General features: G+C 67.6%; 14 protein-coding genes. 5 read left to right on the forward strand and 9 right to left on the reverse strand.

Features of this window, described 5'->3' with window-relative positions:
* Position 1: 1 nt before the first annotated feature.
* Genes P1X14_RS03825 through P1X14_RS03840 form a run of 4 tightly spaced genes read right to left on the reverse strand, consistent with a single transcriptional unit; the run spans position 2 to position 4,482 of the window.
* Entirely contained in the window at positions 2–871 is an 870-nt protein-coding gene (locus P1X14_RS03825; protein WP_277313989.1) for an FkbM family methyltransferase, read from the reverse strand.
* On the reverse strand, positions 862–2,343 hold the full coding sequence (gene gatA / locus P1X14_RS03830; protein WP_277313990.1) for an Asp-tRNA(Asn)/Glu-tRNA(Gln) amidotransferase subunit GatA: 1,482 nt from the start codon (positions 2,341–2,343) through the stop codon (positions 862–864). The genes P1X14_RS03825 and gatA overlap by 10 nt, the downstream gene beginning before the upstream one ends.
* Positions 2,343–2,630 carry an Asp-tRNA(Asn)/Glu-tRNA(Gln) amidotransferase subunit GatC gene (gene gatC, locus P1X14_RS03835; protein ID WP_277313991.1) on the reverse strand — a complete coding sequence of 96 codons (288 nt, stop codon included), beginning with the start codon at positions 2,628–2,630 and terminating at the stop codon, positions 2,343–2,345. Before gatC ends, gatA begins: the two co-directional genes overlap by 1 nt.
* Before the next feature lie 55 nt (positions 2,631–2,685).
* On the reverse strand, positions 2,686–4,482 hold the full coding sequence (locus P1X14_RS03840) for a DUF4153 domain-containing protein (RefSeq protein ID WP_277313992.1): 1,797 nt from the start codon (positions 4,480–4,482) through the stop codon (positions 2,686–2,688).
* A 210-nt stretch (positions 4,483–4,692) separates the two neighbouring features.
* Between P1X14_RS03840 and P1X14_RS03845 the strand changes: the two genes are divergently transcribed.
* Both P1X14_RS03845 and ruvX read left to right on the forward strand, forming a co-directional pair.
* Positions 4,693–5,811, forward strand: coding sequence for a DUF3089 domain-containing protein (locus P1X14_RS03845; protein WP_277313993.1), 1,119 nt, complete (start codon positions 4,693–4,695; stop codon positions 5,809–5,811).
* Positions 5,808–6,269 (forward strand): Holliday junction resolvase RuvX, encoded by a 462-nt coding sequence (ruvX, locus tag P1X14_RS03850; protein ID WP_277313994.1) that lies wholly within the window; start codon positions 5,808–5,810, stop codon positions 6,267–6,269. The genes P1X14_RS03845 and ruvX overlap by 4 nt, the downstream gene beginning before the upstream one ends.
* Here ruvX and P1X14_RS03855 read toward each other — a convergent pair.
* Positions 6,266–7,084: a hypothetical protein gene (locus tag P1X14_RS03855; RefSeq protein ID WP_277313995.1), complete on the reverse strand. Its 819-nt coding sequence runs from the start codon at positions 7,082–7,084 to the stop codon at positions 6,266–6,268. The two genes, ruvX and P1X14_RS03855, sit on opposite strands and share 4 nt — an antisense overlap.
* A gap of 106 nt (positions 7,085–7,190) precedes the next feature.
* Between P1X14_RS03855 and P1X14_RS03860 the strand changes: the two genes are divergently transcribed.
* Entirely contained in the window at positions 7,191–8,180 is a 990-nt protein-coding gene (locus P1X14_RS03860; protein WP_277313996.1) for an aspartate carbamoyltransferase catalytic subunit, read from the forward strand.
* Complete coding sequence (locus P1X14_RS03865; RefSeq protein WP_277313997.1) at positions 8,177–9,385, forward strand: dihydroorotase; 1,209 nt, start codon at positions 8,177–8,179, stop codon at positions 9,383–9,385. The genes P1X14_RS03860 and P1X14_RS03865 overlap by 4 nt, the downstream gene beginning before the upstream one ends.
* A gap of 129 nt (positions 9,386–9,514) precedes the next feature.
* On the opposite strand, the gene P1X14_RS03870 is transcribed toward P1X14_RS03865, so the two are convergent.
* Genes P1X14_RS03870 through P1X14_RS03880 form a run of 3 tightly spaced genes read right to left on the reverse strand, consistent with a single transcriptional unit; the run spans position 9,515 to position 12,161 of the window.
* Positions 9,515–10,858, reverse strand: a complete 1,344-nt coding sequence (locus P1X14_RS03870) for a tetratricopeptide repeat protein (protein ID WP_277313998.1) — start codon at positions 10,856–10,858, stop codon at positions 9,515–9,517.
* 11 nt (positions 10,859–10,869) lie between these two features.
* A complete protein-coding gene (locus P1X14_RS03875; protein WP_277313999.1) occupies positions 10,870–11,439 on the reverse strand; it encodes a hypothetical protein in 570 nt (189 codons plus the stop codon).
* Positions 11,439–12,161, reverse strand: a complete 723-nt coding sequence (locus tag P1X14_RS03880) for a ParA family protein (protein WP_277314000.1) — start codon at positions 12,159–12,161, stop codon at positions 11,439–11,441. Before P1X14_RS03880 ends, P1X14_RS03875 begins: the two co-directional genes overlap by 1 nt.
* A 175-nt stretch (positions 12,162–12,336) precedes the next feature.
* Between P1X14_RS03880 and P1X14_RS03885 the strand changes: the two genes are divergently transcribed.
* Positions 12,337–13,293, forward strand: coding sequence for an SPOR domain-containing protein (locus P1X14_RS03885; protein WP_346770441.1), 957 nt, complete (start codon positions 12,337–12,339; stop codon positions 13,291–13,293).
* A 3-nt stretch (positions 13,294–13,296) separates the two neighbouring features.
* Here the strand turns inward: P1X14_RS03885 and P1X14_RS03890 are convergent, their stop codons facing one another.
* Positions 13,297–14,067, reverse strand: coding sequence for a hypothetical protein (locus tag P1X14_RS03890; RefSeq protein WP_277314001.1), 771 nt, complete (start codon positions 14,065–14,067; stop codon positions 13,297–13,299).
* Positions 14,068–14,086: the final 19 nt, after the last annotated feature.

Below are 14,086 nucleotides of genomic sequence, written 5' to 3' on the forward strand. Positions count from 1 at the left end.
CTTATTCACCTTGCTTCTTGCGGGGCGCGCGGCGCTTGGCCGGCGCGGGTTCGTTCGGCACCACCAGATAATTGGTGTTCACCGGATAGCGTTTGTAGGTCTTCTCGGTGCGATAGCCCAGTTCGGCGCACAGGCTTTCGAATGCGGGGATGTTCACATCCTCTACCTCGACGAAGATCACCGGGCGATGCCGCGCGATCGTCTCGCGCATCCCGGCCAGCACCTGCATCTCCAGACCCTCGGTATCGATCTTGATGAAGGTCACCGGCTTGTCCGCCAACAGGCTGTCGCCCGCGACGATCTCGAATTCGCCGCTGTCGCTCACTTCCAGCGAAGCGCCGCCCAGATTGGCATAGGGCAGATGCACGCTGGCGCGGCCGGGCTTGTCCGACAGGCCGACCGGATGGATCGTCACGCGGTCCGCCAGCCCGTTCAGGGCGACGTTGATCCCCAGCACCTTCAGCGCGGGCGGGTTCGGCTCGAACGCGATCACCCGCTCCGCGCCCAGCACCAACGTGGCATAGAGCGTGTGGTTGCCCACATTGGCCCCCGCATCGACGAACAGCCCGCCCTTGAACCATGGCGCCAGCAGCGCCAGCTCCTCGGCCTCGTAGAATTTGCCGCGCAGGTGATAGCGCTGGATCAGGTCGCTATTGTCCTCGACGAAGAAGCGGACCGGCTTACCCTGCTCGCTCGTCTCGACCACCGCGCCGCGCGTCACGCCAGCCGGATCCCGCTTCCACTGGAACGAGAGGCCCGCCGCGCGCGACCCCGGCGTCTCGATCCGCGCAAGATCGAGACCCATACGGTTCAGCAGCTGACCGCTGCGCTGGATCGACCGCAGAAAAAGGTGCCGAAGCGTTACCACCACGCATCCGGACGCGCGGTGAAGCCCGCGCGCTGCTCGATCGCGAGGCCCGCGTTCAGCACGCCCTGCTCGTCCAGCGGCCTGCCGATGATCTGCAGGCCCAGCGGCAGCCCGTCCTTGTCCAGCCCGCCCGGCACGCTCATCGCGGGCAGGCCCGCAAGGCTCGACGGCACCGTGAACACGTCGTTGAGGTACATCGCCAGCGGATCGGCCGACTTTTCGCCCAGCGCAAAGGCCGAGCTGGGAGCGGTCGGGGTCAGCAGATAGTCACACAGCGTGAAGGCGTTCTCGAAATCGCGCGCGATCAGCGTGCGGACCTTCGATGCCTGGGTGAAGTAGGCGTCGTAGAAACCGGCCGACAGCACATAGGTGCCGATCAGGATGCGGCGCTTCACTTCGTCGCCGAAGCCCGCCGCACGCGTCGCGGCATACATGTCCTGAAGGTTCGCACCCTCGGGCAGGTCGCGCAGGCCGTAGCGCACGCCGTCATAGCGGGCGAGGTTCGACGAGGCCTCGGCCGGCGCGATGATGTAATAGGCCGGCAGCGCATATTTGGTGTGCGGCAGCGAGACTTCGACGATCTCCGCCCCGGCATCCTTCAGCCATTCGATGCCACGATCCCACAGCGCCAGAATCTCGGGCGGCGAACCGTCGAGACGGTATTCCTTCGGGATACCGATCCTCTTGCCGCGCAGATCGCCCGAGAGATTGTCCTCCCACTTGGGCACCTGCAGGTTCAGCGACGTGGAGTCCTTCGGATCGAACCCCGCCATATTCTCCAGCAGGATCGCGCAGTCGCGCACGTCGCGCGCCATCGGCCCGGCCTGATCGAGCGACGATGCGAACGCCACCACGCCCCAGCGCGAGCAGCGGCCATAGGTCGGCTTGATGCCACTGATGCCGACGAACGCGGCGGGCTGGCGGATCGAGCCGCCGGTATCGGTGCCGGTCGCGCCCGGGCACAGCCGCGCGGCCACTGCCGACGAGCTGCCGCCCGACGAACCGCCCGGCGCCAGCGCGACATTGCTGCCCTGCTTGCGCCACGGCGAGATCACGTTGCCGAAATAGCTGGTCTCGTTGGACGAACCCATCGCGAACTGATCGAGGTTCAGCTTGCCCAGCATGCCCGCGCCCGCATCCCACAATTTCTGCGAGACGGTCGATTCATAGACTGGCTTGAAGCCTTCCAGGATGTGGCTGGCCGCGGTGGTCTGCACGCCCTTGGTGCAGAACAGGTCCTTCATGCCGATCGGCACGCCGGCCAGCGGCTTCAGCGTCTCGCCCCGCGCCAGCGCCTCGTCGGCGGCACGGGCAGCGGCGATCGCATGGTCCGGCGTCTCAACGATGAACGCGTTCAGTCCCTTGGCCCGGCTCACCTTGATGACGAACGCATCGGCCACTTCGCGCGCGGAGAATTTGCCGCCGCGCACGCCGTCGCGCAGTTCGGCGACGCCCAGATCGGTGAGGTCGCCCATTATTCCACCACCTTCGGCACGGTGAAGAAGCCATGCTCGCCCTGCGGCGCATTCTGCAGCACCGCGTCGCGCTGGCCGCCTTCGGTGACCACATCGTCCCTCAGCCGGAGCGTATTGGGGATCACCGCGGTCATCGGCGCCACGCCCGAGGTATCCACCTCGCCGAGCTGCTCGATCCAGCCGAGGATGTTGTTGAGCTCCGGCGCCAGCCGTTCGGCGTCGGCGTCGGTGATCGCGATGCGGGCAAGGCTCGCGACCTTCTTCACGGTTGCAGTGTCTACGGACATGGGAGCGCGCCTAGCAGGCACGCCCCCATGCCATCAAGCGCCGGTTACGAGCCCATCACTCAAAAGCGTCGCCCACCGGCTGCCCACCGACGAACACCTGGCGCCGCTGCACCGGGCGAACCTCGATTTGACCTTGCGCGTAACCGTTCGCTTTCGCCTTGAGCTCGGCCGCGGTGATCGATCCACGCTCTCCGGTCGACCATTTGCCGCCGATCAGCATATACCTTGCCGCGAGGCCGCAATAATTCCCGACCGCGATCTTCTCGTTTGCCCGGCCATTGGAGGGCCTCGGCTGTTCGAAGCAGGAATCTGTCAGAAGAAGGGCTTCCTTGCCGTCCGGCTGGATCATCAGCGTGCACTTCCAGCCATAGCAGGGCTCATCCTGAACCAGCACATCCCGCAGCGCATCGGGGATTGCTGTTCCGTCCGGCAGGACGCGCAGGTTCTTGGTCATCTGCTCGCGCTGCACGTGGCTCCGATCCGGTTCTTGAATGTCCCAGCGGTTCTCGACCTTGGCGACTTCGATCGCCTTCGCCTTGATCGCGGCGTTGGGCGATGTCTTCAGCCGCTCCAGAGCATCGCGTCCCGCCTGCCCGAACTCGAACGCCAGCGCGCGCCAGTCGAATTTGTCGGGCGCGATCTTGCCCGATTCCAGCCGCGCGACCTGATCCCGGGTCGAGATCGCGTTGAAGCTGATCAGCGGCGTCGCCAGCAGCAGCGCGATGGCGCACAGGCCGAAGGCGAGGTTGAGGTTCGCCGGCCGGGCCTTCTCCGCCCAGTCCAGCCGCCCGCGCAGCAGCGAGACGAGATAGGCAAGCCCATAGGCGCAGGCGATCACCACGAAGGTCAGCGCCCATAACCGGTCCGGCGTGAAGCCGTACTGCCCGATGCGCAGCCCGGTCGCGATGGCGGCGATTACCGCCATCGGCAGCATCACCAGCCCCAGCCCCATCGCGCCATATTTCAGCGCCGGGAAACGCCGCTCCTGATCGGGCGCATTGCCGATCACCGCATTGGCGAGGATCAGCGAGCCGACGCAGCAGCTCAGCAGCAGCGGCGTGGTCGCGCTGGTCGCTTCCCACAGCGCGCCAAGGCCGGTGAAGGGCAGCGCCAGCACGAACAGGATCAGCCCGATCGCCAGCACCGGCGCCAACACCGCCAGCACCATCGCCACGACGCGCTGGAGCAGATGAACCACCTTGTCCTGCTCGCGCAGCATCCCCAGCGCGCCGCCGAACGCAGTCCCGATCAGCGCGTGCCAGAACCAGCTTTTCTCCAGCAGATCCCGCAGGATATCGATCTTGATCAGGTGGAACAGCTGGGCGAGCAACACGCTCAGCAGCGCGGTGACGCCGACAAACGCCCAGCAGGCGCCCCACAGCACCACGTTGGTCCAGGCATGGTCATGGACCGAAGCATAGGGAAAGCGCGGCCGCCCCTCGAACGCCACCGCGTCGCGTGCCGCCTGAAACAGCGGCGCGGCGATGATGATGCCCAGGAACAGGCTGAACGTCCGCCAGCCATCGCCACCACTCCACTGGTCCGGTCCCCCGTTCCACCAGACCACCGCGCCGGCCATCACGCCCATCACGGCGGAAAAGGCCAGCGAGGCCCACCACAGCCGCCGTTCGCTGGTGAAGCCGATCAGGCCCGCGGTCACCGTGACGGTCGCCGCCAGCGCCAGCGTCAGCGCGGTCGGCGTGTGCCGGTAATAGGGTTCATCGCCCAGCAGGAAATACACGGTCAGTCCCGCCGCCAGCCCCAGCAGCGCCAGCAGTGCCGGGCGCAGCGGCCAATGCTCATGCTCGGTGGGCAGGCTCTCGTCGGCCTCGAATTCGTGCGAGTCGCTCATGATCTTCCCCTCCCCGCGCAGGGCGCGGCCACGTCATGACTTGATGCGCGCAGAGTCGGGGATCGCAGCCCTGCGGTAAAGCGAAATTGCGGTGCATCCGCCGTGCAGATTCGGTGCGGACATCCCGGTTGCATGTTTCGCACGCATGGCTCAGGGGAACGCGGTTGCCGCGCCCGCGGTTATGCTGCATTGCACAATGGAGTGGTCCACTTGGCCCGCAAGTTTCTCTATGCAATCGCCGTCCTGATCGTGCTCGCGCTCGCCGCCACCTTCGCCTACCGCTTCTGGGGGCCGCAACTGATGCGCGCCGCGCTGGTACCCGGCGTCGAGGTGGCGAAGCTGCCGCCGCACGGCGATTACAGCCGGATCGAGATGTGGATGGCCCGGCCTGACAAGCCTGGCAACCCGGCGCTGTGGACCCCAGAAGGTTACAAGCCGACCACCGAGCCCAAGGCGGCGGTATTCTTCATCCACCCGACCTCGTTCCTCGACCGCACCCAGTGGAATGCGCCACTCGACAATGTCGAGGCCAACGGCCGCGCCGAACTGTTCCTGCGCGGACAGGCCAGCGCGTTCAACGGCGTCGGCGCGATCTGGGCGCCGCGATACCGCCAGGCGACCTTCGGCGCGTTCCTGACCGACAAGGTGCAGGCACAGCAGGCGCTCGACATCGCCTATGGCGACGTGCTGGCGGCGTTCGACCAGTTCCTGAAGGAAGCCGGCGACCGCCCGATCATCCTCGCCGGGCACAGCCAGGGCGCGCTCCACCTCTCGCGCCTGCTGACCGAGCGCGTGGCGGGCACGCCGCTCGCGAAGCGGATCGTCGCTGCCTATGTCGTCGGCTGGCCGGTGTCGGTCACCGCCGATCTGCCGAAAATGGGCCTGCCCGCCTGCACCGCCGCCGATCAGGCCGGGTGCATCCTCTCATGGCAAAGCTTCGGCGAGCCCGCCGCCGCGTTCGACGATCCGACCAACACCGCGCTCGTCACCGACGTGTTCGATGCGACCAGGGGCTATACCGGCCAGCCGCGCGCGGGCACGCCATTGGTCTGCACCAATCCCATCACCGGCAAGCCCGGCGACACCGCCCCCGCCGCCGCCAATCTGGGCACGCTGATCCCCACCAAGGACCTCAGCAACGCGCGGATCGAGGCCGGTGTGGTCCCGGCCCGCTGCGACGGACGCGGCTTTCTGATGATCGGCGCGAACCTGCCGAACATGGGCCCCTATGTCCTGTCGGGCCAGAATTACCATGTGTTCGACTACAGCCTGTTCTGGGCGAATATCCGCAAGGACGCCGAGCGGCGCATGGCGGCGTATCAGGGGTGATCACCACCGATCGCCATGCCTATCGCGAGGCCCTGCCGGATGGCGGCCGCCTGCTCGGCCTCGACGTGGGCACCAAGACCATCGGCACCGCGCTGTGCGACGCCGGGTGGAGCTTCGCCTCGCCTGCCCTGCTGATCCGCCGCACCAAGTTCACAAAGGACAAGGCGGCGCTGGCCGAACTGATCGCGCAGCAGCAGGTGAAGGGCCTCGTCATCGGCCTGCCGCTCAACCTCGACGGCACCGATAGCCCGCGTACCCAGTCGACCCGCGCTTTCGCCCGCAACCTCGACGATATGGGCCTGCCGATCCTGCTGCAGGACGAGCGCTGGTCCACCGTCGCGGTCGAGCGCACCCTGATCGAACAGGATTTCAGCCGCGCCCGCCGCGCGGAGATGATCGACAATATGGCCGCCGCCCATATCCTTCAGGGCGCCATCGACGGGCTGGTCAGCGCCTAGGAAACCCCGCCCCGGTCGAACCGGGCGATCAGCCCCTCCAGCGTCCGCACCGTCCGCTCGCGGCCCTTCCGGTCGCGATAGCTGGTCGACTCCGGATCCATCGGCACCAGCCCGGCGGCAAAACCAGTCACCTGCGCATCGAACCAGCGGCTCTGCTCGTCCGCCAGATCGAGCCGCTCCGCCGCCTCCGCCCGCCCGCGCCGCCCCAGCGCCTTCTCGATCCGCTTCCGGCCCTCCGCGGTCAACGCGGCCAACCCGGCCAGCGCCTCGATCCGCGCCCTGTCGTCGATCGACACGATCTGGCCCGCATCGAACCCCAGCCAGTCCGCGCCATGCATGACATTGGGCGCCACCTCGACCTGCACTTCCTTCAGATACAGCCGCGCCAGCCCCTGCATCGCATCGAGGCAGCGCGCAGCATCCGCCGAAGCGCCAACAGAAAGCCCGATCAACCGCGCATCCATCGCCGCGGCGTGCAGCGTCCCCATCCGGTCGAACCGCCCGATCGCCGCCCGCTGGCATGCAATCGCCTCACGAACATGGCTCAGCCGCGCCAGCGGCGGCGCCTGGGAGTCGAGCAACTGCTCTGCGACCGTCCCGGCATGATCCGGCCCCGCCAGATGCAGCGCCAGCGCCTCCTGCACCAACTGCCGCCGCGCGCCCCGCCAGCGCCGCCGCTCCAGCCAGCGCAGCCACAGCGGCACGGCGATGAGGATCAACGCAAGCTGCACCGCAAGGAACAGCCCGTTCGCGTCGAGCGCCGCCAGCCCGCGTTCCAGCCAGCCGGCAAAGCCGGCCCAGAGTTCCCCCGTCATATCGCCCCCGCGATGCCTCCCGAATCGATCCTAGCCGAGCAATGCGGCGGGGCGAAGACGCTGCATGCTTGCCACTCCGCCCGCACCGGTTTAGGCGAGCGCTTTAATGTCAGCCTCCGATCATCGCCCCGCTGCCCAGCTTCCGGGCAGCGCCGTTTTCCCGCACCGGCACCTCACCGGCATTGCGGGACTCGAGCCGCATCAGATCCTGTTCCTGCTCGATGAAGCGGAGCAATGGATCGACGCGAACCGCGACCGCGCACGCCCCGACAAGCGGCTCGCCGGCCTCACCCAGATCAACGCCTTTTTCGAGAACAGCACCCGCACGCTCCTGTCGTTCGAGATAGCAGGCAAGCGGCTCGGCGCCGACGTGGTCAACATGCACGCCGCGCAAAGCTCGGTGAAGAAGGGCGAGACGCTGATCGACACGGCGGTCACGCTCAACGCGATGCGCGCCGATGTGATCGTGATCCGTCACGGCAGCTCGGGCGCGGTGCAGCTGATCGCCGACAAGGTCGATTGCCCGGTGCTCAATGCCGGCGACGGCTGGCACGAGCATCCCACGCAAGCCCTGCTCGACGCCCTCACCATCCGCCGCCGCCGCGGCAGCATCGCGGGACAGCGCGTGGTGATCTGCGGCGATATCCTGCACAGCCGGGTCGCGCGCTCGAACATGCTGTCACTGACCGCACTCGCCGCCGAAGTCCGCGTGGTAGGTCCCACCACCTTGATGCCCGCCGCCATCGAGCGGATGGGCGTGACGCCCTATACCCGCTTCGACGAGGCGCTTGAGGGTGCGGATGTGGTGATGATGCTCCGCCTCCAGAACGAGCGGATGAACGGGGCCTATATCCCCTCCACCCGCGAATATCACATGCTCTACGGCCTCACGCCCGAGCGGCTGGCACTGGCGAAACCCGATGCACTCGTCATGCATCCCGGCCCGATGAACCGCGGTGTGGAGATCACCTCGTCGGTCGCGGATCACCCCGAACGCTCGGCGATCACCGAGCAGGTGGAGATGGGCGTGGCGGTCCGCATGGCCTGTCTCGACGTGCTGACGCGCCGCGAGCGCGGAATCGAGGGCTGGGCATGAAGCGGATCTTCGCCAACACGCAGCTGCTCGGCGGCGGCACCAGCCTCGCGATCGATGGCGACACCATCGTCGCCGAAGCCCCCGGCGCCGAAACCGTCGACTGCGTGAAGTTTGCCCGCAATGGCGGGATGATCGCCCCCGGCATCATCGATCTCGGTGTCTTCACGGTCGATCCGGCCGCGTGCCGCGCCGGAGGGATCACCCGCGTCGGGCTAATGCCCGATCAGTCGCCGATCCTCGACGACCCCGGCATCGTCCGCCGTGCCGCACTGATGGGCAAGCCGGACCTGTGGGTCCATCCCCTCGCCGCCGCCACGCGCGCGCTGGAGGGCCTCGACCTGGCCGAAATGGCGATCAACGCCGCCGCCGGGGCAAAGGCCGTCGCCACCGGCCGCCGCTGGATCTCGGACTCGAGCGTGATGCGCAAGGTGCTGGCCTATGCCCGCGATTGCGGCCTGACCGTGATCGCCCATGCCGAGGATGGCGGCCTTGCCGCAGGCGCCGTCGCCACCGAAGGCGAGACTGCGATGCGCCTCGGCCTGCCCGCCGCACCGGCCAGCGTGGAAGCCCTCGCCATCGCCCGCGACCTGATTCTCGCCGAGGATACCGGCGCCCGGCTCCATTTCCGTCAGGTCACGACGGCGGCAGGCTTCGACCTGATCCGCCGGGCCAAGGCGCGCGGCATTGCGGTCACCTGCGGCATCACGCCCGCGCACCTGTTGCTGTCGGACATCGACATCTCCGATTTCCGCAGCTTCGCCCATCTCTCCCCGCCGCTGCGCGCCGAAAGCGACCGTCAGGCCGCGCTCGCGGCCCTTGCCGACGGCACGATCGACGTGCTCGCATCGGGCCATGATCCGCGCGGCCCGGAGGAAAAACGCCTGCCCTTCGCCGACTCCGAAGCCGGCATGTCGGGCGCCGAGACCTTGTTCGCACTCGGCATGACGCTGGTGGAGAACGAAACGATCACGCTCGAGCGTCTGTTCGACCTGATCGCGAAGAACCCCGCGCGCATCCTCGGCATCGACGCCGGAATCCTCGCGCCGGGCAAGCCGGCCGATTTCATCCTGATCGATCCCAGGGCCTCGTGGCAAATCTCGGGCGAAGCGATGGTCGCCAAGGCCGGCAACACCCCGTTCGATGGCCTGCCGGTTCAGGGCAAGGTGGTGAAAATGTGGAAGGGCGGCACGGAGATTGTCGCCTAACCCACTTGAAATGTTGGATTTAACCCGCTGAAATCAAACGGCCGCGACCCCCATGGGATCGCGGCCACTCTTTGAATTCTCACGCCGCAAAAACAGCGGACCAGTGTGAAGTTAGTGTGAAGTTCCGCGTCAGCGCGAGGCCATCTGCACGGTACGGCGCGGGTTGATCCAGCTCGCTACCTGATCGCCACCCGACTGCGCACGCACGAAGCAGTTGCCGCCGGTCGAGCGCACGGTGCGGCACAGCGAGTCCGCATCGGCGCGGGCAAAGCCGCCGACCGACAGGCGGTAATAGCTCTCGCCGCGGTTGGAGAAGGACGCGCCCTTCGGGGTCTGGTGCGCGAGTGCCGGAACGCGGGCGCTGGTGCGGCGCCATGCGTCGCGGGCGACCGCGGAATTCTCGTATGCGCCCAGCTGTACGACCCAGCTGCCCTTGGCATAGCTGGTGCGCGCCGGGGCCGGAGCGGAGGCAAGGCGAACCGGTGCGGGACGTGCCGGCGTAACCGAACGGCGCGGAGCACTGGCGGGAACAGCCTGTACGATCTCTTCGCGCGGGCCGAACACGACCTGCGGGCCCGTACCGGCAACCTGAGTGACCGGCGCTTCGATCGGCACGCCCGTATCGGCCTGAACCTCGGCAACCACCTGCGGCGCATTTTCGGGCACGCCCGGCATATAGGCGTCGACCGGATCGGCGGCCTTGGGCTGGACGGCAGCGACGCCGACATTGCCCGGCATCACCAGCGCAAGGCCGGTCGGCTGACCCTGATCCTCAACCGCGCGCACGCCGAGCAGCGAGGCGACCTGGTCATAGGCGTTGGTCGGGCGCGAGAAGGCGGCCCACTGCATGATGCGCGCGTCGAGCTGGTCGGCGGGCACGTCCATCGCGGCGATGTTGCGGGCTTCCTGCCAGCGGCCGGCCAGCGCGAGGCTGAGGGCATAGTTCTGGCGGGTCTTGGCGGTCGCATCGGCGGCACGCACGGCGGGGACGAGGATGTCGACCGCCTTCACCGGATCGCCGGCCAGCGCATAGGCAAGGCCGCGGTCGCTGGCGTTGATGATGCCTTCGTTGCGGTCGAGCGTGGCGCGTGCGCCTGCCCAGTCGCCCTGTGCGATCTGCGCCAGCGCATAGTTGAGTGCGACGCGGCCGTCGGACGGGTCCAGCGTCAGCGAATCGCCCAGCGCGGTCCGCGCCGAAGCAAAGCGTCCGGCCAGCAGATAGGCCTGACCCAGCAGCGCGCGATATTCGGCGTTCTGCGGCGAATAGGCGACGGCGGACTCAGCGAACTTGATCGCCTTGTTCGCGTCGCGCTTGGCCAGCGCCTTGCGTGCATTCGCGGCTTCGGAGGCCGCGCGCTTGGGGTTCTCGGTGCCGGCGGCGGTGGCGATCATGCCGGGAAATGCGACACCGGCCAATCCGCCGGTGACCACCAGGGCCGAAACACCGATCGAGAGCAGGATACGGGTCTTCATTTTCTTGATCCTCAGCGGCTGCTTTTCCGGGAGTCGAGCTGGGTTGCCAGCGCATCGACCTCGGTCAGCGATTCGAGAAAGGCGTCGAGCGCCTCGGTCACCAGATGCTGCGCCGATCGATTGGTGACCGCCGACGCCAGGCGCAGGCGCAAATGACGGTCATTGTCGAGGCGGAGCGTGAACGCCGCCTTGGATTTCTCTGCCTTGCTGCGCGACGCAGTCTGGGCTTCGCGCACCACGCGGGCCACGCTGGGCTGAGCAATTGGCGGCTGGGCAATGGGAGCCTTGGCAACCGGCTGCGGAACGGGCACCGGCTCGGGTGCCACGAACGGAGCAGGCTCGGGAGCAAGCTGTTCTTCAAGCGCCTCGCGCTGACGCACCACCGGCGGAACCTGCGGCGCGACGGGCTGCGGCGCGGGCGTGAAGTCATCGCCCATGTCGTTCCAGCCGAGATCCTCGGCCGAAGGCGGCAGGTGCGAGACGAAGCCCTGCGGGCGCATTGCCGGGCGGGCATGCCCCTTGCGTGCGAGCAGGCCCGAGGAAAGCGAAGCGGTGGGCTTGGGCGTTCCGAACATGCTCATCAGCTCACCACGCGGCGGCCAAAGCCACCCCCTGCTGGTCGTGCGACGCCGCCGAACTGGCTGATCTGCGCAGTCGGTGCCGAGAAGACGGTGCGGCGGAAATTCTTCTCCAGCCGGTCGGAGATATAGGCCCACAGCGCCACGACTTCGCTGGCCGAGCGCCCGTTGGGATCGGTCTCCATGACGGTGCGGCCGTCGATCATCGACGATGCGAAATCGGTGCGGTGATGGATCGTCACCGGCGCGACGGTGCCATGCTGCGACAGCGCAACCGCGGCTTCGGAGGTGATCCGGGCCTTGGGCGTCGCGGCGTTTACGACGAAGATCAGCGGCTTGCCCGCGCGTTCGCACAGATCGACCGTGGCGCCCACGGCGCGAAGGTCATGCGGCGAAGGACGCGTCGGGATGACGATCAGCTCGGCGACCTGGATGACGCTCTGGATCGCCATGGTGATGGCGGGCGGCGTATCGATCACCGCAGTGCGGAACCCCTGCTGCCGCAGTACCTCCAGATCGGCGGCGAGCCGCGCGACCGTGGTCTGGGCAAAGGCCGGGAATTCGGTGTCACGCTCGTTCCACCAGTCCGACAGGGACCCCTGCGGATCGATGTCGATCAGTACGACGGGGCCGTGACCCGCACGCTGCGCCTGCACCGCCAGGTGCCCGCTTAGCGTGGTCTTGCCAGACCCGCCTTTCTGCGATGCCATCGCCAGAACGCGCATTGAACCCCTCAAACTCCCGTGATCCCGTCGTCCGGATTGCCACGCGGGGTCTCAAGAAGAGGTTAACGCGTTCCGCACCGGGACTCCTGCGCGAGTCACGGGACGTAAGGATTTCTTTCACACTCGATGGTTAACTGGCATTTATCCATCATCGCGGGGGCGTGGGAGTAATACCTTGATCAAGACCATCTGGTTGGCTGCAGCGGCCGGGGCCGCATTGTCGATGTCGCCTGCCATGGCGCAGACTGCGCCCGACGAGCCGGTCAAGGCCGGCGTCGATGCGTGGGAACGCGGAGACTATAAGGCAGCGGTCGAGCGCTGGCGCCCGGAAGCGGTGCGCGGCAATCCCGATGCGCAGTTCAATCTCGGCCAAGCCTACAAGCTGGGCCGCGGCGTGCCGATCGATCTCAATCAGGCCGAGGAATGGTATCGCAAGGCCGCCGTTCAGGGCCACCCGCAGGCGCAGGACAATTACGGCCTCGCTTTGTTCCAGAACGGCAAGCGCCCGCAAGCAGTCGAATGGCTCCAGCGTTCGGCCACGCGTGGCGAACCGCGCACCCAGTTCGTGCTGGGCACCATGTATTTCAACGGCGACGCCGTGGAGCGCGACTGGGTTCGCGCCTATGCGCTGACCGTCCGCGCATCGCAGTCGGGCCTGCCTCAAGCGTCGACCGCGCTGGCGCAGATGGACCGCTATATCTCACTCTCGGAACGCCAGCAGGGCCTGACCCTCGCGCGCCAGTATGAGGAATCGGCAAACCGGCCGCAGCCGACCACCGATTATGCCAGCAACATTCCGCCGGCCACGCGTCCGCCGGTGGCCACCACCACGCGTCCGCCACGTACCACTCCTGCCCCGCGCCCGACCCCGCCCGCGCCCAAGCCGACCGAAGTCGCCGCGGCGCCGGGTCCGGTCCGCGACGGCGGCTGGCGCCTTCAGCTCGGTGCGTTCGGCGATCCGAACAATGCCCGCAAGCTATGGAGCCAGGTCGGAAGCCGCTTCCCCGGCCGCCAGGTCTATTATGTGAAGCAGGGCAGCCTGACCCGCGTGCTGGTCGGCCCGTTCGCCTCGCGCGCCGAAGCCGCCAGCGGCTGCCGCGGCGTCTCGCCCTGCGTGCCGGTCTCGAAGTAACCGCTATTCGCGGGTGACGGTATAGTCGATCCGGATGCGGACCCAGGTCCCGACCATCGACTTGCCCCCCACCCGCGGCGGCCTCACCCGGAACTGGAACGCGGCCTGCCGCACCGCGCCGGCATAGCCCGATCCGCGCGGCCCATCGGCGAGTTCGATGCAATCCTCGACACGGTAATTGGCGGCCGTCCGGCAGGCGATCATGCCCCAGCCCTGCCTGCCCCGCGCGCGATCCGGAATATAGGCGCCAAGTTCGCGGTCGGTCGGCTCGCGATACCATTCCGCGGCGTAGAGCGGCTCGCCGTTCGGCCCGCTTCCCTCGACCCGCCGGCTGTCCCCCGCGACGCTGGCGGTCTCGCCGGTTCCGGTCGATGGCGGCGCGTTGCTGGACGGATTGGATTTGCCGACGTCCGACGCGGCATAGTCGCGCCGCGAAAGCCACAGCACATTGGCGGGCTTCACCGGCGTTTCGGGGATCTCCATCTCGGTCTCGACCGGCGGATCGACCTTCTCCGCGACCCGCGCCTTTTCCTGTGCGCTGCCCTTGGGTTTGGCTTCGGACGTGGCCTGTTTCTTCGGCTCGATCGCTTCGCCTTCGCTGACGTCGAACCCGAACATCGGCGGCTTGGGCTTCTCCTTCGTGGTCAGCGCCGGCATCAGCGCGAACAGGAACAGCAGCGCGATCAGCACTTCGATCGCCACCGCGCAGACAAACGCCGCGCCGCGCTCGCGGAACGACGTGCGCAGCCGTTCGCGCATGGAAATCTGCGTCACATCATCCACGGAAAGATCG

It is taken from the genome of Sphingomonas sp. AOB5 (assembly GCF_029433115.1).
Lineage (GTDB): Bacteria > Pseudomonadota > Alphaproteobacteria > Sphingomonadales > Sphingomonadaceae > Sphingomonas.